General features: G+C 69.8%; 20 protein-coding genes and 1 tRNA gene. 16 read left to right on the top strand and 5 right to left on the bottom strand.

Annotated elements, in window-relative coordinates; translation table 11 throughout:
- Positions 1-16 precede the first annotated feature (16 nt).
- Positions 17-1,669, bottom strand: a complete 1,653-nt coding sequence (locus tag K2X73_RS01430; protein ID WP_294107883.1) for a dihydroxy-acid dehydratase — start codon at positions 1,667-1,669, stop codon at positions 17-19.
- A gap of 287 nt (positions 1,670-1,956) precedes the next feature.
- Here K2X73_RS01430 and ilvC point away from each other — a divergent pair, with 287 nt between their 5' ends.
- From ilvC to K2X73_RS01390, 8 genes are read left to right on the top strand one after another with little or no spacing between them, the layout of a single operon-like run.
- Positions 1,957-2,970, top strand: a complete 1,014-nt coding sequence (ilvC, locus tag K2X73_RS01425; protein ID WP_294107881.1) for a ketol-acid reductoisomerase — start codon at positions 1,957-1,959, stop codon at positions 2,968-2,970.
- A complete protein-coding gene (ilvG, locus tag K2X73_RS01420) occupies positions 2,970-4,658 on the top strand; it encodes an acetolactate synthase 2 catalytic subunit (RefSeq protein ID WP_294107880.1) in 1,689 nt (562 codons plus the stop codon). The genes ilvC and ilvG overlap by 1 nt, the downstream gene beginning before the upstream one ends.
- Positions 4,655-4,900 (top strand): ACT domain-containing protein, encoded by a 246-nt coding sequence (locus K2X73_RS01415; RefSeq protein ID WP_294107879.1) that lies wholly within the window; start codon positions 4,655-4,657, stop codon positions 4,898-4,900. Before ilvG ends, K2X73_RS01415 begins: the two co-directional genes overlap by 4 nt.
- Positions 4,897-6,483 carry a 2-isopropylmalate synthase gene (locus K2X73_RS01410; protein ID WP_294107877.1) on the top strand — a complete coding sequence of 529 codons (1,587 nt, stop codon included), beginning with the start codon at positions 4,897-4,899 and terminating at the stop codon, positions 6,481-6,483. The genes K2X73_RS01415 and K2X73_RS01410 overlap by 4 nt, the downstream gene beginning before the upstream one ends.
- The gene (gene leuB, locus K2X73_RS01405; protein ID WP_294107876.1) at positions 6,480-7,535 is read left to right on the top strand and encodes a 3-isopropylmalate dehydrogenase; all 1,056 of its coding nucleotides are present in this window, start codon (positions 6,480-6,482) and stop codon (positions 7,533-7,535) included. Before K2X73_RS01410 ends, leuB begins: the two co-directional genes overlap by 4 nt.
- Positions 7,532-8,947, top strand: coding sequence for a 3-isopropylmalate dehydratase large subunit (gene leuC / locus K2X73_RS01400; protein WP_294107872.1), 1,416 nt, complete (start codon positions 7,532-7,534; stop codon positions 8,945-8,947). Before leuB ends, leuC begins: the two co-directional genes overlap by 4 nt.
- Positions 8,944-9,537 carry a 3-isopropylmalate dehydratase small subunit gene (leuD, locus tag K2X73_RS01395; RefSeq protein WP_294107870.1) on the top strand — a complete coding sequence of 198 codons (594 nt, stop codon included), beginning with the start codon at positions 8,944-8,946 and terminating at the stop codon, positions 9,535-9,537. The genes leuC and leuD overlap by 4 nt, the downstream gene beginning before the upstream one ends.
- A 42-nt stretch (positions 9,538-9,579) precedes the next feature.
- Positions 9,580-11,007: a hypothetical protein gene (locus K2X73_RS01390; protein ID WP_294107869.1), complete on the top strand. Its 1,428-nt coding sequence runs from the start codon at positions 9,580-9,582 to the stop codon at positions 11,005-11,007.
- Here the strand turns inward: K2X73_RS01390 and K2X73_RS01385 are convergent.
- Positions 10,980-13,601, bottom strand: a complete 2,622-nt coding sequence (locus tag K2X73_RS01385; protein WP_294107868.1) for a TonB-dependent receptor — start codon at positions 13,599-13,601, stop codon at positions 10,980-10,982. The two genes, K2X73_RS01390 and K2X73_RS01385, sit on opposite strands and share 28 nt — an antisense overlap.
- A gap of 292 nt (positions 13,602-13,893) precedes the next feature.
- Here K2X73_RS01385 and K2X73_RS01380 point away from each other — a divergent pair, with 292 nt between their 5' ends.
- The 6 genes from K2X73_RS01380 (at position 13,894) to K2X73_RS01355 (ending at position 19,782) form a co-directional block, all read left to right on the top strand.
- Positions 13,894-14,403, top strand: a complete 510-nt coding sequence (locus K2X73_RS01380) for a DUF4402 domain-containing protein (RefSeq protein WP_294107866.1) — start codon at positions 13,894-13,896, stop codon at positions 14,401-14,403.
- A gap of 162 nt (positions 14,404-14,565) precedes the next feature.
- Positions 14,566-15,054 carry a DUF4402 domain-containing protein gene (locus tag K2X73_RS01375; protein WP_294107863.1) on the top strand — a complete coding sequence of 163 codons (489 nt, stop codon included), beginning with the start codon at positions 14,566-14,568 and terminating at the stop codon, positions 15,052-15,054.
- Positions 15,055-15,208: 154 nt separating this feature from the next.
- Positions 15,209-15,646, top strand: coding sequence for a DUF4402 domain-containing protein (locus K2X73_RS01370; RefSeq protein WP_294107861.1), 438 nt, complete (start codon positions 15,209-15,211; stop codon positions 15,644-15,646).
- A gap of 121 nt (positions 15,647-15,767) precedes the next feature.
- Positions 15,768-16,253, top strand: coding sequence for a DUF4402 domain-containing protein (locus K2X73_RS01365; RefSeq protein WP_294107860.1), 486 nt, complete (start codon positions 15,768-15,770; stop codon positions 16,251-16,253).
- A 31-nt stretch (positions 16,254-16,284) separates the two neighbouring features.
- Positions 16,285-17,118 (top strand): hypothetical protein, encoded by an 834-nt coding sequence (locus K2X73_RS01360; protein ID WP_294107858.1) that lies wholly within the window; start codon positions 16,285-16,287, stop codon positions 17,116-17,118.
- Between the two features lie 3 nt (positions 17,119-17,121).
- Complete coding sequence (locus tag K2X73_RS01355; RefSeq protein WP_294107856.1) at positions 17,122-19,782, top strand: carboxypeptidase regulatory-like domain-containing protein; 2,661 nt, start codon at positions 17,122-17,124, stop codon at positions 19,780-19,782.
- Between the two features lie 2 nt (positions 19,783-19,784).
- Here K2X73_RS01355 and K2X73_RS01350 read toward each other — a convergent pair whose 3' ends face one another.
- The 3 genes from K2X73_RS01350 to K2X73_RS01340 all read right to left on the bottom strand — a co-directional run bounded on the left by K2X73_RS01350 (position 19,785) and on the right by K2X73_RS01340 (position 20,995).
- Positions 19,785-19,946 carry a hypothetical protein gene (locus K2X73_RS01350; protein ID WP_294107854.1) on the bottom strand — a complete coding sequence of 54 codons (162 nt, stop codon included), beginning with the start codon at positions 19,944-19,946 and terminating at the stop codon, positions 19,785-19,787.
- Positions 19,947-20,071: 125 nt separating this feature from the next.
- On the bottom strand, positions 20,072-20,290 hold the full coding sequence (locus K2X73_RS01345) for a hypothetical protein (RefSeq protein ID WP_294107852.1): 219 nt from the start codon (positions 20,288-20,290) through the stop codon (positions 20,072-20,074).
- A gap of 54 nt (positions 20,291-20,344) precedes the next feature.
- Positions 20,345-20,995, bottom strand: a complete 651-nt coding sequence (locus K2X73_RS01340) for a uracil-DNA glycosylase (protein ID WP_294107851.1) — start codon at positions 20,993-20,995, stop codon at positions 20,345-20,347.
- A gap of 23 nt (positions 20,996-21,018) precedes the next feature.
- On the opposite strand from K2X73_RS01340, the gene folK reads away from it, so the two are divergent.
- Positions 21,019-21,537, top strand: coding sequence for a 2-amino-4-hydroxy-6-hydroxymethyldihydropteridine diphosphokinase (gene folK / locus K2X73_RS01335; RefSeq protein ID WP_294107850.1), 519 nt, complete (start codon positions 21,019-21,021; stop codon positions 21,535-21,537).
- Positions 21,528-21,603 (top strand) — tRNA-Lys (locus K2X73_RS01330). The genes folK and K2X73_RS01330 overlap by 10 nt, the downstream gene beginning before the upstream one ends.
- The last annotated feature ends 50 nt before the right edge of the window (positions 21,604-21,653 follow it).

Genomic DNA, 21,653 nt, shown 5'->3' with positions numbered 1-21,653 from the left:
CCCCCGGAACGCCGGGCTACAACGTCACCGCGCCTTGCGCCGCCGAGCCGACCAGCTTCGCATATTTGGCGAACGCTCCGGTCGCCTCGGCCGAAGGCTGCCAATCGGGCAGCGGGCGCGCGGCGAGATCGGCATCGGTTTCGATCCGCCGCGCCTCGACATCGATCACCACCTGGTCGCCATCCCGCAGCCGCGCCAGCGGGCCGCCGCGCGCCGCCTCGGGCGCGACATGGCCGACCATGAAGCCATAGGTCGCCCCTGAGAAGCGCCCATCGGTAACGAGCGCGACCGAGTCCCCCAGCCCGCGCCCCTGGATCGCGGCGGTCACCTGCAGCATTTCGCGCATCCCAGGCCCGCCGACCGGGCCTTCATAGCGGATCACCACCACGTCGCCCGCCTGGATGGCCCCGGCCTGAACCGCAGCGAACGCAGCCTCCTCGCCATCGAACACCCGCGCCGGCCCCACGAAGCGCAACGCACCGTGCCCAGCGAGCTTTACCACGCACCCTTCGGGCGCCAGATTGCCATGGCAGATGCCGAAGCCGCCGCGCGCCTTCACGGGATCGGCGGCGGTGCGGATCACCTCCTGCCCCGGCGTTTCGGCGGCGCCCGCGAACGCTTCGAACAGCGTGCCGCCGCCGATCGTCGGCGCGTCCTGGATCAGCCCGGCTTCCATCAGCCGCCGCCCGAGCAAGGCGGTGCCGCCCGCCGCGCTCATATCGGGCGCCATGAAGCGCCCGCCGGGCTTCAGATCGGCGATCACCGGCGTTTCGCGCGAAACGGCATCGAACAGATCGAGCTCGAACCCTTCCACCCCCGCCTCGCGCGCGATGGCGAGCAAATGGAGGATCAAGTTGGTCGACCCCGCCGTCGCCGTGCCCGCGACGGCGGCGTTACGCAGGCTGGCGGGCGTGATGAAGCGCCGCGCGTTCAACCCCTCGCGCACCGCCTTTACCGCGAGCGCCCCGGCGGCACGCGCGGCGGCGGGCTTGGCGGGATCGGGCGCGGGCACATCGTTCAGGCCGATGGGGGAGAGCCCCAGGAAACTCATCGCCAGCGCCATCGTATTGGCGGTGAACTGCCCGCCGCACGCTCCCGCGCCCGGGCAGGCGGCGGCCTCGACCGCTTCGAGCGCGGCATCGTCGATCGTGCCCGCGCCATGCGCGCCTACCGCCTCGAACACGTCCTGAATGGTGATCGCCTTGCCACCGACCCGGCCCGGCAAGATCGAGCCGCCATAAAGGATCACCGAGGGCAGATCGAGCCGGGCGGCGGCCATCGCGGCGGCGGGGATCGTCTTGTCGCAGCCGACAATGAACACCACCCCGTCCATCGAATGGCCACGCAGCGCGAGTTCGGCCGAATCGGCGATCACCTCGCGGCTGATGAGCGAGGCGCGCATCCCGCGCGTGCCCATCGCGATGCCATCGGTGACGACGATGGTGTTGAACTCGAACGGGGTGCCGCCCGCCTCGGCGATGCCGGCACGGGCATGTTCGGCCAGGCCTCGCAGATGCATGTTGCACGGGGTGACGGTCGACCAGCTGTGAACGACCGCGATCAGCGGCTTTTCAAGCGCTTCCCGGTCATAGCCCGCGGCTTTCAGCATCGCCCGGGCAGGCGCGCGCGCGGGGCCTTCGACCATTTCGCGCGAGGGCAGCTGTGGCATGTTTTCCCCTTTCATCTGGTTCATCGTTATTTTCAAACACGATCAAAGAAAAGTGCGGAATTTAGTTGCGCGTTAAACTCTGGGGGGCTATAGGCTTGCCCCGAAAGGAGATGCCCGTGCCCACCGCCCATTCGCTGTCGCGTCGCGCGCGCCTCCTTAGCATCCGCCTCGTACTTAGCCTCGCAAGGGGACGCGGCGACCTGCTCTGAGAAGATCAACCAGAGACCAACAGGCCCCCGCCCCCCACCAGGGAGCGGGGGTTTTCTTTTGCGCGAAAGGGAAACCCGATGACCAAGTTATTCACCGATGCCGATGCCCAGCCCCAGGCGCTCGCCGGGCGGCAGATCGCGATCATCGGCTATGGCAGCCAGGGGCGTGCCCATGCGCTCAACCTGCGCGATTCGGGCCACCGCGTGACGATCGGCGCGCGCCCGGCGAGCCGCGCCGAACAGCGCGCCCGCGCCGATGGCTTCTCCACCTGCACCCCGGCCGAGGCCGCCGCCACCGGCGAGTTGATCGCGCTGCTGGCGCCCGACATGGCGCACCGCAGCCTCTATGCCGAGGCGATCGCCCCCCACGCGGCGCCGGGCACGACACTGCTCGTCGCGCACGGCTTTTCGGTACTCTATGGCGAGATCGCGCCGCGCGCCGATCTCGATGTGATCCTGGTCGCGCCCAAGGGGCCGGGCGATCTGGTGCGCCGCGAATATCAGCGCGGCGGCGGCGTCCCCTGCCTGTTCGCGATCAATCAGGACGCGACCGGGGGTGCCCGCGCCCGCGCGCTCGCTTATGCGCACGGCATCGGCGGCACCCGCGCCGGGGCGATCGAAACCACCTTCCGCGAAGAGACCGAGACCGATCTGTTCGGCGAGCAGGCAGTGCTGTGCGGCGGGGTGAGCGAGCTGATCACCGCCGGCTTCACCACCCTGACCGACGCCGGCTACCAGCCCGAGGTCGCCTATTTCGAGTGCCTGCACGAGCTGAAGCTGATCGTCGACCTGATCTATGAAGGTGGCCTCAGCAAGATGCTCGAGTTTGTTTCGGAAACCGCCAAATACGGCGATTTCGTCTCCGGCCCGCGCGTGATCAACGACGAGACCCGCCAGCGCATGGCCTCGGTGCTGCGCGACATCCAGACCGGCCGCTTCGCGCAGGAATGGATCGCCGAGAACGAGGCGGGCAAGCCGCGCTACCAGGCGCTGCTCGAGGCCGATCGCGCCCAGCCCATCGAGCAGGTGGGCGCGCGGTTGCGCCAGCATATGGCGTGGCTCGCCGCCGCGCCGAGCACCAAGGCGGCGTGATGGCGAGTCTCGCCGCCCCGTCGCCGCGCACCGCCGCGCCCACGCTCGTCAGCGGTGCGCAGGCGCTCGTCCAGGCGCTGGAGGCGCAGGGCGTGCGGCATGTGTTCGGCTATCCCGGCGGGGCGATCATGCCCTTTTACGATGCGCTGCCGGGCGCGGCGTTCGACCATATCCTGGTGCGCCACGAGCAGGCGGCGGCACTCGCCGCCGATGGCTATGCGCGGGTGAGCGGCGAGCCCGGCGTCTGCATCGCCACCTCCGGCCCGGGCGCGACCAATTTGGTCACGGGACTCGCCAACGCCTATATGGACAGCGTCGGCGTGGTCGCGATCACAGGCCAAGTCGCGACGCCGCTGATCGGCACCGATGCCTTTCAGGAAATCGACATTCTCGGCATCACTTTGCCCATCACCAAACATGGTTTTCTGGTGCGCGACGCGGCGGATATTCCGCAGATCGTGGCCGAAGCGTTCGAGATCGCGCGCGGGCCGCGCCCGGGTCCGGTGCTGATCGACCTGCCCAAGGATATCGCGACCGCGCTGATCGAGCCGCGCCCGGCGGCGATCCAGCGCGCGCCGCGTCCGTGCCCCAGCACCGACGCTCTCGCCACCGCGCAGGCGCTGATCGCCGGGGCGCGGGCGCCGTTGCTCTACATCGGTGGCGGCGTCGGCATCGCCGGGGCGGAGCGCGCACTGCGCGCGTTCCAGGCGCGGACCGGCATTCCCGCCGTCGCGACGCTCAAGGGGCTTGGCGCGCTGCCCGGCGACCACCCCGATTTCCTGGGAATGCTCGGGATGCACGGGCACCGCGCCGCCAACGTCGCGGTCGATCGCGCCGATCTGCTGATCTGCGTCGGCGCACGCTTCGACGACCGCGCGACCGGCAAGCTCGACGGCTTCGCGCCGAACGCGCGGATCATCCACATCGACGGCGACCCGGCCGAGATCGGCAAGCTGCGCGCGGCGAGCGTCGGCCTGGCCGGCCCGATCGACAATATCCTCGACGCGCTGCCCGGCGCCCCCGCGCCCGAGCTGTGGCGCGCCCAGTGTCACCGCTGGCGCGCCGACTGGGCGCCACGCTATGACGCGCCGGGCCAGGGCATCTACGCCCCGGCGCTGCTCCGCCAATTGTCCGAGGCGGCGGGGCCGGGGGCGATCTTCACCTGCGATGTCGGCCAGCACCAGATGTGGGTCGCGCAGCATTGCCGCTTCGCCCGCCCGCAAGCGCATCTGACGAGCGCGGGGCTGGGGACGATGGGCTATGGCATTCCGGCGGGCATCGGCGCGCTGCTCGCCGAGCCGGGGGCGACCGTCATCACCGTGACGGGCGACGGATCGATCATGATGAACATTCAGGAGCTGGCGACGATCCGCCGCTACCGGCTGCCGCTGAAGATCCTGCTGCTCGATAATGCCCAGCTCGGCATGGTCCGCCAGTGGCAGGAATTGTTCTTCGACGAGAATTTCTCCGAAGTCGATCTGTCGGACAATCCCGATTTCGCCGAGGTTGCACGCTCGTTCGGGATCGAGGCATTCACGATCGACCGGCGCGACGAGGTGCCGGGCGCGATCGAGCGGCTGCTGCGCACGCGCGGGCCGATATTGTGCCAGGCGCGGATCGACCCGCGCGCGAATGTGTGGCCGCTGGTGCCGCCGAACAGCCCCAATATCCGGATGATGGAGCGATGAGCGTCACCCTCGCCATCGCCTTCGATCCCGCCGAGGGCGCGGTGCCCCGGCTGCTGACGCTGATCGAGCGACGCGGCTTCGCGCTCACCGGCATCCGCATGGAAAGCGGGGCGCCGGCGCGGATCGCGCTTGATCTCGCGCCGCGCGACGCCGGGCGCTGCCCGCACACGCTCGATCGCCAGCTCCGCCGGCTGCACGGCATCCACCACATCGAAGTTCTGAGCGAAGGGCCACGCGCATGACCGGCACGGACAGCCATGTACGGATTTTCGACACGAGCTTGCGCGATGGCGAACAGGCGCCGGGTTTCTCGATGACGCCCGATGCCAAGCTCCGCGTCGCGCGCGCGCTCGCGGCTTTGCGCGTCGATGTGATCGAGGCGGGCTTCGCCGGCGCCTCCCCGGGCGAGGCCGAGGCGATTCGCGCCATCGCCGCGCAGGTGGAGGGGCCGGTGATTGCCTCGCTCGCCCGCGCGCGGCGTGCCGATATCGACGCGGCACTCGCCGCGATCGCCCCCGCCAGCCGCCGCCGCGTCCATGTCTTCCTCGGCACCAGCCCGATCCACCGCGAGCACAAGCTCGGCATGACGCGGCAGCAGGTGCTGAGCGAGATCCGCGCCAATGTCGCCTATGCCCGCGAGCGGTGCGACGACGTGGAATTCTCCGCCGAGGACGCGATCCGCACCGAGCGCGACTTCCTGGTCGAGGCGCTCGCGGCGGCGGCGGCGGAAGGCGCGACGACGCTCAACGTGCCCGACACGGTCGGCTATGCGACGCCCGACGAGATCGAGGCGCTGTTCCGCTATCTGCTGGGCGCGGTGCCGCACGCCGCCGGGACGATTTTCTCGGCGCATTGCCATGACGATCTAGGGATGGCGGTCGCCAATTCGCTGGCGGCGGTGAAGGGCGGCGCGCGCCAGGTGGAATGCGCGCTCAACGGCATTGGCGAGCGCGCGGGCAATTGCGCGCTGGAAGATCTGGTGATGGCGCTGAAAACCCGCGCCGATGCGTTCGGCGTCACGACCGCGATCGACACGCCGCAATTGATGAACGCGAGCCGCGCGCTGGCCCAGGCCACCAACACCCCGCCGCCGCGCAACAAGGCGATCGTAGGCGCCAATGCCTTCGCCCATGAATCGGGCATCCACCAGCACGGCATCCTCCAGAACCGCGAGACGTACGAGATCATGAAACCGGAAGATATCGGGCTTGCGACCGACGGGATCGTCCTCGGCAAGCATTCGGGGCGCCATGCGCTCGCCGCGCGCGCCCGCGCGCTCGGCTATGCGCTGGATGGCGAGAAGCTCGACGCGCTGTTCACCGCGTTCAAGGCGGTGGCGGACGAGGTCGGCACGGTCGATACCGCGCGGCTGCTCGCGCTGCTCGGCGCGCAGGAAAGCGGCCGCCCGCCCCGGCTGTGGCGGCTGAGCAAGGTCGATATTCGCGCGCCCGTGTCGGCCACCGCCCAGCCGGTCGCCCGCGTCGAGCTCGATCATGGCGAGCGCGGCAAGGTGACCGATGTCGCCGCCGCCCCGGGCGAGCTGGACGCGGCGTTCCTCGCGGTGAGCCATATCATCGGCATTCCCGCGCGGGTCGAGCATCTGGAGATGCAATATCTGGCGGCTGATCCCACCGATCCCGGCGATGACGGGCAAGGCGCCAAGGTGCTGGTGGAAATAGCGATCGAGACCGGCGGCGAGCGCTTCACCGGACGCGCGCGGGCGCGCGACATCGTGCCGGGCTGCGTCAGCGCCTTCGTCGATGCGCTCAGCAACGCCGAAGCGGTGCGCGCGCTGGGCGCGGCGGGGCAGGCGCGCGCGGCATGAGACTAGCGGTGCTGCCGGGGGACGGCATCGGCCCGGAGGTGACGGCGGAGGCGGTGGCCGCGCTGCGGCTGGCGGCGGATCAAGGCGGGTTCGCGCTCGAGCTGAGCGAGCACCCCTTTGGCGGCGCCGCGATCGACGCCTGCGGCACGCCGCTTCCTGAGGCGACGCTCGCCGCCTGCCGCGCGGCGGACGGGGTGTTGATGGGCGCGGTCGGCGGGCCGGCTTGGGACAACGCACCGCAACGGCCCGAGGCGGGGTTGCTGGCTTTACGCGCCGCCCTCGGCCTCTACGCCAATCTGCGGCCCGCGCGGGTGATTCCCGGGCTGGAGGCGCTTTCGCCGCTGCGCCCCGAACTGGCGCAAGGGACCGACATTCTCGTCGTGCGCGAACTCACCGGCGGCCTCTATTTCGGCGCGCGCGAGGAAGGCCCCGAGGCGGCGAGCGACCTTTGCGCCTATAGTGCCGCCGAAGTCGCCCGCGTCACCCATGTCGCGTTCCGCGCGGCGCGGGGCCGGCGCGGGCGGGTGACGCTCGTCGACAAGGCTAACGTTCTCGCCACCTCGCGGCTGTGGCGGCGGGTGGTGAGGCAGGTGGCGGCGGAATACCCGGGCGTGACGCTCGATCACCTCTATGTCGATGCCGCCGCGATGGAGCTGGTCCGCCGGCCGGCGAGTTTCGACGTGATCCTCACCGAAAATCTGTTCGGCGATATTCTTTCCGATCAACTCTCGGCGGTGGCCGGCTCGATCGGCCTGCTCGGCTCGGCGAGCCTGGGGAATGGCGGTCCCGGCCTGTTCGAGCCGATCCACGGCTCGGCGCCCGACATCGCCGGCAAGGGAGTCGCCAACCCGGCAGGCGCGATCGCGAGCGCAGCGATGCTGCTCGACGCGCTCGGCCAGGGCGCGGCGGCGCGCGCGCTGCACGCCGCGATCGAGGCGGCGGTGCTTGGCGGCTGCCGCACCCGCGATCTCGGCGGCGCGGCGACCACCGCCGAGCTGGGCGCCGCGATCCGCACCGCCTTCGCCGCCACGACGCTGGAAGCCGCGGCATGACGGCGCGCACGCTCTACCAGAAGATCTGGGACGATCATGTCGTCGCCCGGCGCGAGGATGGCACCTGCCTGCTCTATATCGATCGGCATCTTGTGCATGAAGTCACCTCGCCCCAGGCCTTTGCCGGCTTGCGCGCCGCCGGGCGCCGCGTCCGCCGCCCCGATCTGACGCTGGCGGTGCCCGACCACAACCTGCCGACCACCGCGCGGACCGACGCCGCCGGGCGCCCGCTCCCCATCGCCGATCCGGCGAGCGCGGCGCAGCTTGCCGCCCTTGAGGCCAATGTCGCCGATTTCGGCATCCCCTATATCCCCGCCACCGCGCCCGAACAGGGGATCGTCCATGTCATCGGCCCCGAACAGGGCTTTACCCTGCCGGGCACCACGCTCGTCTGCGGTGATAGCCATACGGCGGCGCATGGCGCGCTCGGCGCGCTCGCCTTCGGGATCGGCACCAGCGAGGTGGAGCATGTGCTCGCCACCCAATGCCTCTGGCTGCGCCCCGCGAAGACGCTGGAGGTGCGCGTGGAAGGCACGCTCGGCCACGGCGTTTCGCCCAAGGATGTGATCCTCGCGATCATCGCGCGGCTCGGCGCGGGCGGCGGCGCGGGCCAGGTGATCGAATATCGCGGCGACACTTTCGCCGCCATGAGCATCGAGGGGCGGCTGACGATCGCCAATATGTCGATCGAGGCGGGCGCGCGCTCGGGCCTGTTCGCGCCCGATGACAAGACGTTCGACTATCTCAAAGGCCGTCCGCGCGCGCCCGGGGGCGAGGCGTGGGAGCAGGCGGTCGCGCGCTGGCGAACCCTCGTGACCGACCCCGGCGCTGCGTTCGATGGGAGCGTCCGCCTGGATGCGAGCGCGATCGCCCCGGTCGTCACCTGGGGCACCTCGCCCGATCAGCTCGCGCCGATCACCGGGCATGTCCCCGACCCCGACGCGACCGCCGATCCCGCCGGCACCCGCGCCGCGCTCGCCTATATGGGCCTCACTCCCGGCACCGCGCTGCAGGATGTGCCGGTGGAGCATATCTTCATCGGCAGCTGCACCAACAGCCGCCTGGAGGATCTGCGCGCCGCCGCGCAAGTCGTGCGCGGGCGGCGGATCGCGCCCGGCATCAAGCAGGCGCTGGTCGTCCCCGGCTCGGGGCTGGTCAAGCGCGCGGCGGAGGCCGAGGGGATCGACCGCATCTTCACCGAGGCGGGCTTCGAATGGCGCGAGCCCGGCTGCTCGATGTGCCTCGCGATGAACCCGGACAAGGTGCCGCCGGGCGAGCGCTGCGCCTCCACCAGCAACCGCAATTTCGCCGGACGCCAGGGACCGGGCGCGCGCACGCATCTGCTCTCCCCGGCGATGGCCGCCGCCGCCGCCATCGCCGGCCACCTCGCCGATGTGCGGGAATTCGCATGAACGGCATCACCCGCCTCTCCGGCACCGCCTGCCCGCTGGGGCGCGCGAACATCGACACCGACGCGATCATCGCCGCCGAGCATCTGAAGACCACCGCGCGCGAAGGGCTCGGCGTCCACGCGCTCGCGGCGATGCGCGCCGAAGCCGGCAGTCCGCTCGCCGATCCGCGCTATGCCGGTGCGCCGATCCTGATCGCCGGCGAGAATTTCGGCTGCGGATCGAGCCGCGAGCACGCCGCCTGGGCGCTGGCGGATGCCGGCATTCGCGCGGTGATCGCGCCGAGCTTCGCCGATATTTTCGCGAGCAACGCGTTCAAGAACGGCATCGTCACCGTCGCCTTGCCCGCCGATGCCGTCGCGCGGCTGATGACGGTGGCGGCCGAGGCGCCGCTGACGATCGACCTTGAGACAATGACGGTGACCACGCCCTTCCAGGACCGCTTCGCCTTCGCGCTCGATCCGTTCCGCCGCGACAGCCTGATGACCGGGCTCGACGAGATCGCGCTCACCCTGCGCGCCGAACCGGCCATCGCCGCGTTCGAGGCGGCGCGCCCGGCAATGGCCCCTTTGCGCCAGCCCTCAAGCTGCTAGCTTTGCCCGCAAGCGGCCACCAAGTGCCGCGGGGGAGGAACAATGCTGCTTACGCAACCCAAGCCGGCGCGCATGCCACCGGCGGTGCTGCTCGGCTTGCCGGCGGCGGCGCTGGGCGTGGCGCTCTCGGTCCAAGTGTCGGTGCTCAGCTGGCTGCTGGCGACGCGCTATGGGCTGGCGATCGACCAGATCGGCATGGTGTGGGCGGCGGGGCCGATCGCCGGGATCATCGGCCAGGTGCTGGTCGGCACCTGGAGCGACCGCGTCTGGTGGCTGGGCGGACGGCGGCGCCCGTTCCTGCTGGTGAGCGTGAGCGCGTCGGCCGCCGCGCTGCTGGCGCTGCCCCATCTTGACATGATCGCGAGCGCGCTCGGGGTGGCGGGCGTTATCGGCGTCGCGATCGGGGTGACATTGCTGCTCGATCTGGCGGTGAATATCGGCCTCAATCCCGCGCGGGCGATCATCGCCGACCTGACCGCGGAGGGGCGTGAACGCTCGATCGGGTTTGTCTGGATGCAGACGCTGTCGGGCGGGTTCAGCGTCGCGGCTTATGCGTTCGGCGCCTGGGCGGGGAATCTGGCGCTGGTGATGATCGCCCCGCCGCTGATTCTCGCGCTGGGCGTGATCCCCACCTTGCTGCTGCGCGAACAGCGCGGGGCGCCGGGCGCGCGCGGTTTAACCTTCGACGCGCGGCTGGTGATCGCGTGCGCCGCCCCGCTCGGCCCGATGGCGGCGCTGGTCGCGCTGCTGCTGATCCTGCACGGGCTGGGGATCAAGGCGCCGATCGCGGCGCTGATGGCATTCACGGGGCTCGCGGTGCTGCTCGCCGCCGTGCCGACGCTGGGCGCGCGGGGGGACGATCAGCGCATCGTGATGCGCAAGGTGGTGATGGCGCACAGTTTCAGCTGGCTGGGCGCCTATTGCCTGTTCATCTTCCTCACGCCGTTCCTCCAGCAGCGGATGCCGGCGCTGGGCGCCGATGAGCTCGGGCGGGTGGCGGCGCTCGGGCTGCTCAGCTTCAACGCGGTCGGCGCGCTCGCGCCGCTCGTGCTGCTCGGGCCGGCGACGCGGCGCTTTCGGCGCGCGCACGTCCATGCCGCGGCACTGCTACTGATGGCGCTGAGCTTTGCCGCCATCGGGCTGTTCGTGGCGAGCCCGCCGGCGCTGTGGCTGTGGCTGGCGATCGCGGGGGTTGGCTGGGGCGCGATGGTCAGCCTGCCCTATGCGATCCTGTCCGATCGCGCCGACGCCCGCCAGCTGGGGCTGCTGCTCGGCGTGTTCAACCTGGCGATCGTCGTGCCGCAACTGGTGGCGAGCCTGGGGCTCGGCGCGCTCGCCCCCATGCTCGCCGATCGCGGCACGATCTTCCTGATCGGCGCGGCGAGCTTCGCCGCCTCCGCGCTCGCCTGGCTGTTCCTGCCGCCGCTGCCGTCAGCCCCCGATCAGAAGTTCACCGCCACCCGGCCATAGACGAAGCGCCCGTTGAAGCCGAACGGCGACAGGTTGCTGTACGGCAGGAAATAGCTGTTCGGGGTGAACCCCGGCGCCCCCGCCGCGTCGCCGGTGGGCAGGCGATCGGGATAGACGTCGAAGATATTGTCCGATCCCACCGCCAGCAGCAGCGGCCCGGTCGGCCGATACCGCAGCTCGAAATCGGTGACCCATTTGGGCGTCAGCTGGAAATCGCCCGCGACCGTGCCGAGCGGTGCGGTGAGCGCGCCGTTGGACGCGGTCCATACCGTGCCATAACGGTTGGTGCGCGCGGTGGCGCTGAACTTGCCCAGTTCCCAATCGAGCGCGAGGTTGAGCTTGGAGCGCGGCTGGCCGTCGGTCAGGCGGAAGCTTTCCTGGCGCCCGAACAACACGATGCCCGGCAGCGAGGGCAGCACCGCGCGATTGATGATGCTCGTATTGTTGTAGTTATAGCCCGCCGTCAGCGTGAACTTGCCCGCGCCGAACTCGGGCACGCGGTAGCTGCCGACGATATCGACGCCCTGGGTCCGCGTATCCGCGCCGTTCACGAAGAAGCGCGCCGAGGTGACATTGGTGATCCCCGCCCCGGTAAGGAGGTTGACCACCGCCGCCCCGGTCAGGTTCTCGGTCAGCAGCACGCGGTCGTTGATGCGGATGTTATAATAATCGGCGGTGATGCTGAGCCCGTCGATCAGGGTGAAGGTGATGCCGCCGGCGATGTTCAGCGCGCGTTCGGGGCGCAGCTGGCGCCCGCCGAGCGCGGTCGCGACCGGGCTGGTCGCGGGGAAAGTGCCGACTTCGATCAGCTGCGCGACGCCGTTGACCACCGTGTTGTTGGTCGAGGTGGTCGCGAAGAATTGCTGCGCGAGGCTCGGCGCGCGGAACCCCGAGGAGACAGAGCCGCGAATCGCGATACCGGGGATGATCTCCCACCGCGCGGCGATCTTGCCGTTCCAGGTTTCGCCAAAGTCCGAATAGGTCTCGAACCGGCCCGCGCCCTGGACGACGAAATTCTTGGTCACGTCGACATCGATTTCGACATAGCCGGCATAGCTGCGGCGCGAGACGTCGATCGCGTTGTTGGGACGGAAGCCGGGGAACACCTGCGCCCCGCCCGCGCCATTGAACGGCGCCGCCGAAAAGGGGCCGTTGATATAGCTTGCGACGCTGCCCTGGCGGATCGCGAAATTCTCGTTGCGATATTCGCCGCCGAACGCGACGCCCAGGCTCGAAAGCCCCTCGATATCGAACTTGCGGTTGAAATCGAGGTTCACGGTCGATTGGCGGAAGAACAGCCCGCCCGCGTCGAAGCGCTGCGGCGAGTTGGCGCCACCAAGCGAGACGTTGAAGCTGTCGATCGTCTGGTAATCGAGCCGGTTCGAGCCCGCGGTGAACGACAGATCGCCATTCCACCCCGCGACATCGCCCTTGATCCCGATCGATCCCGACGCATCCTCGATCATGCTCTTGATGCGGGGCAGGAAGCCGTTGGGGTAATAGGGCACGAAAGTGGTGGTGGAGGCGGAGAAATCGCGGTTGCGCGCGTCGTTCGCGCGCCGATAGAAGCCCGCGCCGATGCCGTCGCGGATGCCGTAGCTGCCAAAGGCATAGACCTGCAGATCGGGGCCGAGATTGGCGCCGGCGTTGAAGAACAGGTTGTAATCGGTCACCTGCCCATCGCCATAGCCATGGGTGAAGCGATCGATCGTCAGCTCGCGCGGATCGCTCAGCCCGCCCACCAGCGGATATTGCCGGCGCGGATCGGCGCCCGAGCGCTGGGTCGGGTTGCGATCACGGAACTGGGCGGAGAAGCTGAAATAGCCGTCTGGCCCGATCGGCAAGCCAAAGCGCGTGGCGAGCGTGAGCGTACCGCCATCGTCGCGCGTCACTTCGGGGCCGTTGTTCAGCCGCAGAATGTCGTTGTTGCCACCGCCGGGGGTTAGGATCTGCGGCTGGCCATTGGCGGCGAGCGCCACGCCCGCCACCTGGAAAACGCCCGGCAAGGTGGTGACATAGCGGCCATAGGTCGCGCTCGCGCTCACCCCTGGCCGCTTCGACAGTTGCAGGTTGATGACGCCGGCGATCGCGTCCGAGCCATATTGCGACGAGGCACCGTCGCGCAGCACCTCGATCCGGTCGATCGCGATCGGCGGAATCTCGTTCAGATCGACCGCGGTCGAGCCGCGCCCGACCGAACCGTTCAAGTTGATCAGCGCCGACTGGTGCCGCCGTTTGCCGTTCACCAGCACCAGCACCTGATCGGGCGCCAGGCCGCGCAGCGTCGCCGGGCGCAGCGAATCGGTGCCATCGGTCAGCGACGGCTGCGGGAAGTTGAACGAGGGGACGAGCTGGTTGAGCAGCTTGTTGGTCTCGGTCTGGCCGCTGCGGCTGAGCGATTCGGCGGAAATCACGTCGATCGGCACCGGGCTGTCAGCCACGGTGCGGCCCGGAACGCGCGATCCGGTGACGATCACGTCCTGGGCGGGGGCTTCCTGCTCTTCGGCGGCAGCGGGCAGTGATTGTGCCGCCGCCGGCATCGCCAGCGCCAAGGGCGCGACACTCGCCGCAAGCGCGAACCCGAATTTGGTCATCCCCACAGTCTCCCTGAATAGGGGTCGTTGCCCCTGTCGTCCGGCGGCGGCCGGCACGAACGATCAACATGCCGCAATTTTCTGCAATTTTGTAATAGATTTTCTTGATTTGGTGCAAGTGAAGGTCGGAACCGTGTTTTTCGCGGCTTGTGGGCGCCCCGCTTGGGTGGCAGCCGGAGGGAGGAGCGCCCCCCCAAATTGGGGAAGGCGCGGATTTCCAAAAGATGCTTAACTTCCGCTTCAGGCTATCTGCTTACGTAATTACCGATGAGTCGAGGCTAACGCTTCGGCCATGAGAGGCAGCAACATCGTTCCAAACCCCTCGGTGTCGTTGCCCTTCTTGATCGTGGCCGCCGCGTTTTCCAGCAGCGCGGCAGCACAAACGCGATCGAGCGTTTCGGCCGATGCGAGCGTCGTGATTCTGCGCGCCGCATCGGCCGAACAGGCCGAACCGCTCGATTTCGGGCGAGTGCTGCCCTCCGCCACCGGCGGCGTGATGACGCTGTCGCCCGATGGCGCGCTCAGCTGCACCGGCGGCATGATCTGCGCGTCGCGCGGCCAGGCGGCACGCTTCCGGCTGTCGGGATCGGATGATGTCGTCGCGATCGGCATTTCGGAAAGCGTGGCGTTGGCGGGTCCGGGCGGCGAATCGGTCGCCCTGCGCCCGCTGGTGTCGGCGCGCGAGGTAACGCTGCGCGGCGGCACCGGCGACCTGAGCGTCGGCGGCACGCTGACGATCGCGGGCAACCAGGCGCCCGGCGCCTATACCGGCCGCTACGTGCTCGATCTGCAATATCAATAGCAACAAGCCACGAAATCACACCTGGTGTGCCGCCGACCATCAAATGATGGTAAGCACGTGTTTAACCAGAGTCTCTAACCCTGTCGGTAATCCCCCGTAGTTATACCGGGGTTGTCGGTCGCTGGGGCCGGCTTCTTCGAATTTGCTTTAGGGGTTTTGCACATGAAGGTGAATTTCAAGCTGCTCGGCGTCGCCGGGGTGTTGGCGGCTGGCCTGGCGATGCCGGCTCATGCCGAAACCGCGCAGGGCGATGCGACGGTCAAGATCCTCCAGGCGATCACGGTCACCAAGGCCGCCGACCTGAACTTCGGCAACGTCGTTGCCTCGGCCAGCGCGGCGACCGTCGCGGTTGGCGAAGACGGCACCCGCACCTGCGGCACCGGCCTCAACTGCTATGGCACCACCACCGCAGGCGCGTTCAACGTGACCGGCGCCGCGGGTGAAACCGTGTCGGTGGGCATCGATACGCCTAGCATCCAGCTGAGCAACGGCACCCAGTCGATGGCGGTCGCGCTGACGACGGCGACGAGCTCGCTGACGCTGGCGGGCGGCACCGGCAGCTTCCGCGTGGCGGGCTCGCTCTCGGTCGGCGCCAACCAGGCGGCGGGCACCTATACCGGCCAGTACAACGTCTCGGTCAACTACCAGTAACCGCGTTTCACCACGGGCTAGCCGGCGCGGCACTCGCCGTCCCTTCCCTGCCGCGGTTCGCGCCGGCGCCTACTGGTGAATGCCTTGCCGCTCTGGCATGGTGGTGCTGGAAGCCACCATGACCAGAGCGTTTTGTTTGCGCCCGCCGCCAGCCTTGCTCCCCGCCCTGGTGCTGGCCGCACTGGTCGCGCCCCCCGCCGCCGCGCAACGCCGCGCGCCGCAGGTGCAAGCCGGGGTCGCGCTGAGCTTCGGCGCGATCGTGGCCGGAAGCCGGGCGGGCCAAGTCACGGTCACGCCCGATGGCGATGTCCGCTGCGCCGGGGTGCAATGTTTGAGCGGCGCGCGCGCGGGCGATTTCTACGTGACCGGACCCAAGGATTACGCGGTCGCCGTGACCGTCGCGCCGACGATTCTGCGCGCGACCGGCGGGGCGACGCTCGGCGTCCGCATCACGCCTTCCGCCACCACGCTGCTGCTGCTCGGCGGCCGGCGGCAGACTCGCTTCACCGTGGGCGGAACGCTCTCGATCGGCGCGAACCAGCCCGCCGGGGATTATCGCGGCGCGTATCTGGTGGTGCTCGACTATCTCTGAACCGCCGATAGCCCCGTAGAAACTCGGTACGGTTAGCGTAATGATAACCATATCGCGCCCATAGCTGCCCCAAGCCGACGCGCTGGACCCGATGTCGGCCACATATTTGGGGTGTGGAACGATGCAGAAATTGATGATGCTCGGCCTGGCCGGGCTGGGCTTGTCGGCCATGGCGGCGCCCGCCGCGGCGCAAACCGCGACCGGCGACGTGTCGGTGCGCATTCTTCAGGCGATCACCGTCAGCAAGACCGCCGATCTGAACTTCGGGCGCGTGGTCGCTGGCACGGCGGCGGGCAGCGTCGTCGTCGCCGAAGACGGCACGCGCACTTGCCCGGCGGCGCTGCGCTGCCTGGGCACCACCACCGGCGCCGCGTTCGCGGTCACCGGCACGGTGGGTGAAACCGTCGTCGTCGCGATCGACACGCCGACGATCCAGCTGACGAGCGGCACCAACCGGATGAGCGTGGCGCTCGCCACCCAGACGCGGACGATCACCCTGGTCGCCGGGGCCAATCCGTTCCGCGTCGGCGGCACGCTGAGTGTCGGCGCATCGCAGGCGGCGGGCACCTATACCGGGCAGTTCACCGTCTCGGTCAATTATCAATAGGCCGCGCGCGGCCAGCACAAGGATAACCCCGATGTTCCGCTTGTTCATGCTGGCGGCGCTGGCCCTGGGCCTCGCCGTCGCCACCCCCGCGCGCGCGCAAGGCGATCTGCTCGTCGCGCCGACCCGCCTGGTGCTGGGCGGCGCCGGCGGTGGCGAGGTGATCGTCAGCAACACCGGCCAGCGCACGACCACCTACCGCATCTCGCTGGTGTTGCGACGGATGGACGCCGCCGGGCAGATCCGCCCGGTCGACGAGGCGGAGGCACGCCCGAGCGAGGCGGCCGCGCTCGACATGCTCAATTATGCGCCGCGCAAGATCACGCTCGCGCCGGGGCAGTCGCAGACGGTGCGGATCGGGGTGCGCGCGCCGCCGGGCCTGGCGACCGGTGAATATCGCGCGCACTTGCTGTTCCGCGCCGTGCCCGACGCGCCCGACGTGCCGAGCAGCACCGCCCCCACCCCCACGGCGGACGGCATGTCGATCCAGCTCACCCCGATCTACGGCGTCGCGATCCCGCTGATCGTGCGCATCGGCGAAGTGGCGGGCGCGGCCAAGCTCAGCGCCGCCAAGCTCGAAGGCCCGGCGACCGCGCCGCAGGTGACGGTGACGCTCGGCCGCAGCGGCGCCCGTTCGGTCTATGGCACGCTCGAACTGCGCGAGGCGGGCCGCGCCGAGCCGATCGCGGCGATGAAGGGCATCGCAGCCTATCCCGAAGTCGACCAGCGCAGCGTGAGCATGCCGATCGATCCGAAGCGGCTGGCGCAGGCCAAGGGCGCGCTGAGCGTGCGGTTCGTCGAAACCGATCCCGCCGCCGCCGGCGCCGCGCCGAGCGACGTGCCGCTGGCGCGGACGCCGGCCCCCTGAACGATGGCGCGCGCGGGGGGTTGGTGGCGCGCGGCGCTCGCCGCCGCCCGCGCGCTGCTCGCCGCGCTCGCGCTTCATGCTGCGCCGATTGCTGCGCAGCAAAGCACGCACAAGGTCGACCCCGACGACGCCTTGTTATTCGACGCGCGCCTCGGCTCGCTGCAGATCGGCCACGGCGTGCGCGCGTTCAACACCAGCGCGGGGTTATGCCTCGATTTCGGCGACGTGCTCGACGCGCTGCAGATCGCGATCACGATCGATCCGGGCGCGCGGGGCGCGCGGGGCTGGGCATTTGACGAGAATCACCGGGTCGAGATTGATCGCGACAAGGGTGAGGTCCGCTTCGCCGGCGAATATGCGAAGCTGACGCCCGATACCATCTGGGAAAGCCGCTCGGGCTGGTGCGTGCTCGCGCCCGAACTCGGGCGCTGGCTCGGCCTGACCTTCACGCCCGATACGAGCAACGCGATCCTCGGCATCGCGGCCAAGGGTGCGCTGCCGATCGAGGCCGCCGCCAAGCGCGCGGCCGCCGCCGAACGGCTGCGCGGCGGCAAGGACAAGGCTTCCGACCTCCCGCGCGTCGCGCTCCCCTATCGCGCATGGCGGATGCCGTCGCTCGATGTGATCGCCTCGGCCGCGGTGCAGGATCGCGGCGACGGCCTGCGGCGCGAGACCCGCTATGAATTGTTCGGCGCGGGCGAACTCGCCTGGTTCTCGGCCGAAGCACGGTTGTCGTCCGACACCAGCGGCGCGCCCCAGGCGCTGCGACTGCGGCTCTATCGCAGCGATATCGCCGCGCAGCTGCTCGGCCCCGCGCACGCGACCGAATTCGCGCTCGGGGATGTCGCCAGCCCCTCGACCGCGCTTGGCGTGCAGGCGACGCCCGGGCGCGGCGCGGCGATCACCAACCGCCCGATCGGCACCGCCAGCCGTTTCGACACCACCGATTTCACCGGCGTTCTGCCGCGTGGCTGGGATGTCGAGCTGTATCGCAACGGCGAATTGCTGCGCAGCGAAACCGCGAGCACGCTGGGGCGCTACGAGTTTCGCGATGTCGAACTCCGCTACGGCGTCAACGCGTTCGAGATCGTGGCCTATGGCCCGCAAGGCCAGGTCCGGCGCGAGCGGCGCAGCTATAACATCGGCGCGCAAATGCCGGTGGGCGGCGAGACCTGGTATTATGCCGACATCGTCGAGGATCGCCGCGATCTGATCGAATTCTCGCGCGTCTCGGCGATCAACGCGCGGCGCTTTGGCTGGCGTGCCGATCTCGGCGTCGAGCAGGGGCTCGGCCACGGCACCTCGATCGCGCTCGCCGCGCACCGCATCCCGGTGTTCGACGGGGCGCGAACGCTGTTGGAGGGAAGCTTGCGCGCCAGCCCATTCGGCACGCTCGCCCAGCTCGAGGTCGCCGCCAACCCCAGCGGCGGCCAGGCCTATCGCGCCAATTTGTTCGGCCAGCTGTGGCGCACCAACTTCTCGATCGAGACGATCCGCAATTTCGGCCTGGCGAGCGAGCGACTCAACCCCGAGCAAAACGCGATCACCGCGATCGCGCTCGACAAGCCGGTGCGGGCTTTCGGGCTGATCGTGCCGATCCGGTTCGATCTGCGCGAAACCCAGTCTCGCGGCGAGCATCTGCTCGCGGCGCGCGGGCGCGTTTCGATCGCGACGCGGCGCTTCTCGGCGAGCCTGATCGGCAGCTGGCAGCGGCAGAGCATCGTCGGCGGCGACAGCCGGGAAGAGGCGTTGGCGGGGCTGCTGCTCAACAGTCGCCTGGGCCATGTGCGCGTGCGCGGTGAGATCGATCTCGCGGTCGCCCCGCGGCTGGGGCTGCAAGGCGCCAGCGCCGCCGCCAACTGGTCGCTTGGCTCGCATGACGAGGTGCAGGCGACGCTCACGCATAATGGCAATGAAGGGCTCAGCAGCGCGGGGCTGAGCTATACGCGCGACTTCGCCGCTTTCTCGCTCAGCGGCAATGGCTTGGTCGATAGCCGGGGCGGTTTCGCGCTCGGCCTGTCGCTGCAATTCGGGATCGGGCGCGACGCGCGCGGGGCCTTTGGCCGCTTCCGCTCGACCGCGCAGGCAGCGAGCGGCGCGGTCGCGGTGATGGCGTTCCAGGATCTGAACGGCGACGGCCTTCGCCAGGACGACGAGCCCTTCACCCTACCCCCGGGCCTGCTGGTGAACGACGTGCCGATCGCCCCGCCCAAACACCCCCAACCCGGCGAAACCGCGATCCTGATCGACGGCCTCAGCCCCGCGTTGCCGGTGCGCGTCTCGCTCGACGAAAGCGCGATCCCCGATCCGTTCCAGCTGCCGAGCGACAAGGGCGTGGCGGCGGTGCCACGCGCCGGACTGGTGACGCCGGTGCTGCTGGGCATCACCGCCACCTCCACCGTCGACGGCACGCTGCTGATCGACGGGCGGGCGGCCGCCGGCGAAGTGATCGAGCTGGTCGATGCCAAGGGCCAGGTCGCCTATCGGCTGCGCACCGAGTTCGACGGCTTCTTCAGCTTCGAACGCGTTCGCTATGGCGAGTATCGCCTGCAACTGGCGCGCGGGGCGCGGGTGCTGGCGGAGCAGGTTTCGGTTGGGCCGGATCGGCCCGCGGTGCGGCTCGGCACGATCGAACGCCAGCAATCGCTCGCGGCGGCGCCTTGAACTCAGCCCTTGATGCGCACCCAGCGCCGGTTCTGCCGCTCCATCGGAACGCCACAATGGCGACAGACGCTGACATAGGTGCCGCGCGCGTCATCCGGCTTCGCCCGCCCCTGCGAGCGATGATGCACGCCGAACAGGCATTGAATGCGGCCAACCAAACTCATCGACTCACCCCCCGGTTATGGCACGGCCATAGACGAAAGATGGGATGGGGGCCATGCGCGTGGCCCGGGCTGGGCTGCTCACCGGGAGCGAAGTGTTCAGCCCCGGGACGGGGGTTACCGGGCGGCTAGCGCGCCCGCGCCTCGCGCACCTTCACCGGCTTGGGGCAATTGTCGACGCTGCGCCACACCGTGAAATACAGCTCGGCATCGGGCTGGCGGTCGAGTGTCTCGGGCCTTGCCGGGCGCGGCGTGCCGGCGCGCTCCAGGCGGGCGGGGGCGCATTTGCCCTTGTCGACCAGCGGCGGGGTGGGGTTCGCGGCGAGTGCTGCGATCAGCAGGATCATAGGGGCTAACCTTTCGCTTTTACGCGCCGATTTTAGCGCGACGCCCGCGCAAAGTCACGCCGCTGGCGGGCGATGGGTGATCGCATGGGCGAACACCGCCTCGAACATCGCCGCGTTCAGCCGCCCGGTATTCTGGTTGTAGCGGCTGCAATGATAGCTATCGATCAGCACCAGCCCCGATGGCAGGCGATGCTCGGCGCCGTGCGCGAACTTGGCCTTGGGCAGCTTGCCGCCCAGCGCCTTCACCGCCGATTGATGCGCGATCTGACCTAGCGCGACGACCACGCGCAGCTTCGGCAGCGCCGCCAGCTGCGCCTCCAGGAATGGGCGGCAGGCATGGATTTCGGCGGGGACGGGCTTGTTCTCGGGCGGCAGGCATTTGACCGCGTTGAGGATCACCGCGCCGCTGAGCGCCAGACCGTCATCGGGTCGCGCGTCGAACTTTCCCCGGGACAGACCGAACTTGGCGAGCGTCGCATAGAGCAGCTCGCCCGCATAATCGCCGGTGAACGGCCGCCCGGTGCGGTTGGCGCCGTGCTTGCCGGGCGCGAGTCCCACCACCGCGAGCCACGCCTCGGCGTCCCCCCAGGCGGGGACCGGCGCGTTCCACCAATCGGGAAATTCGGCGCGGCATTGCGCGCGGAACGCGGCGAGGCGCGGGCAGAGCGGGCAATCGCGCGGCGGTTCAAGGCTTGAGATGGTCACGCCCGCTGCGATAGGCGGCGGCGATGTCCGTGCCAAGCGCGCCCTATCTCTACGCGATCGCGCTCGGCTCGAACCGGTCTGGGCGCGCCGGACGCCCGCGCGGGGTGCTGCGGGCGGCGGTGGCCGCGCTCGCCGAGCTGGGCGCGGTGCGGGCGGTGTCGCCGATCGTCGAGACCGCCCCGCTCGGCCCGTCCACGCGGCGCTTCGCCAATGCCGCCGCGCTGGTCGCGATCGCCGCCCCGCCCGATGCGGTGCTGGCGGCGCTGAAGGCGATCGAGGCGCGCTTCGGTCGCCGCCCCGGACGACGCTGGGGGGCGCGGGTGCTCGATCTCGACCTGATCCTGTGGTCGGGCGGCGCGTGGGTCTCGCCAGGGCTGGTGATCCCGCATCCGGCGTGGCGCACCCGCGACTTCGTGCTCGGCCCGCTCGCCGCGATCGCCCCCGATTGGCGCGATCCGGTCAGCGGGCGCACCGTCCGCCAGCTCGCCCGCCCTTGCACTGGCGCGCGAAGCGGCTATGTGCGGGGCCGCGTGGGTCCGTAGCTCAGTCGGTAGAGCAAGCGACTTTTAATCGAGAGGTCCCGGGTTCGAATCCCGGCGGACCCACCATCCGCCTTTCCCCATCGGCCGAACCAGCGATCGGCCGCGCCCGCCGCGCG

The sequence above is a fragment of the Sphingomonas sp. genome (genome assembly GCF_019746665.1).
In the GTDB taxonomy this organism is placed as follows: Bacteria; Pseudomonadota; Alphaproteobacteria; order Sphingomonadales; family Sphingomonadaceae; genus Sphingomonas.
The sequence above is the reverse complement of the archived record's forward strand: the minus strand, read 5'-3'. Positions and strand labels throughout refer to the sequence as shown.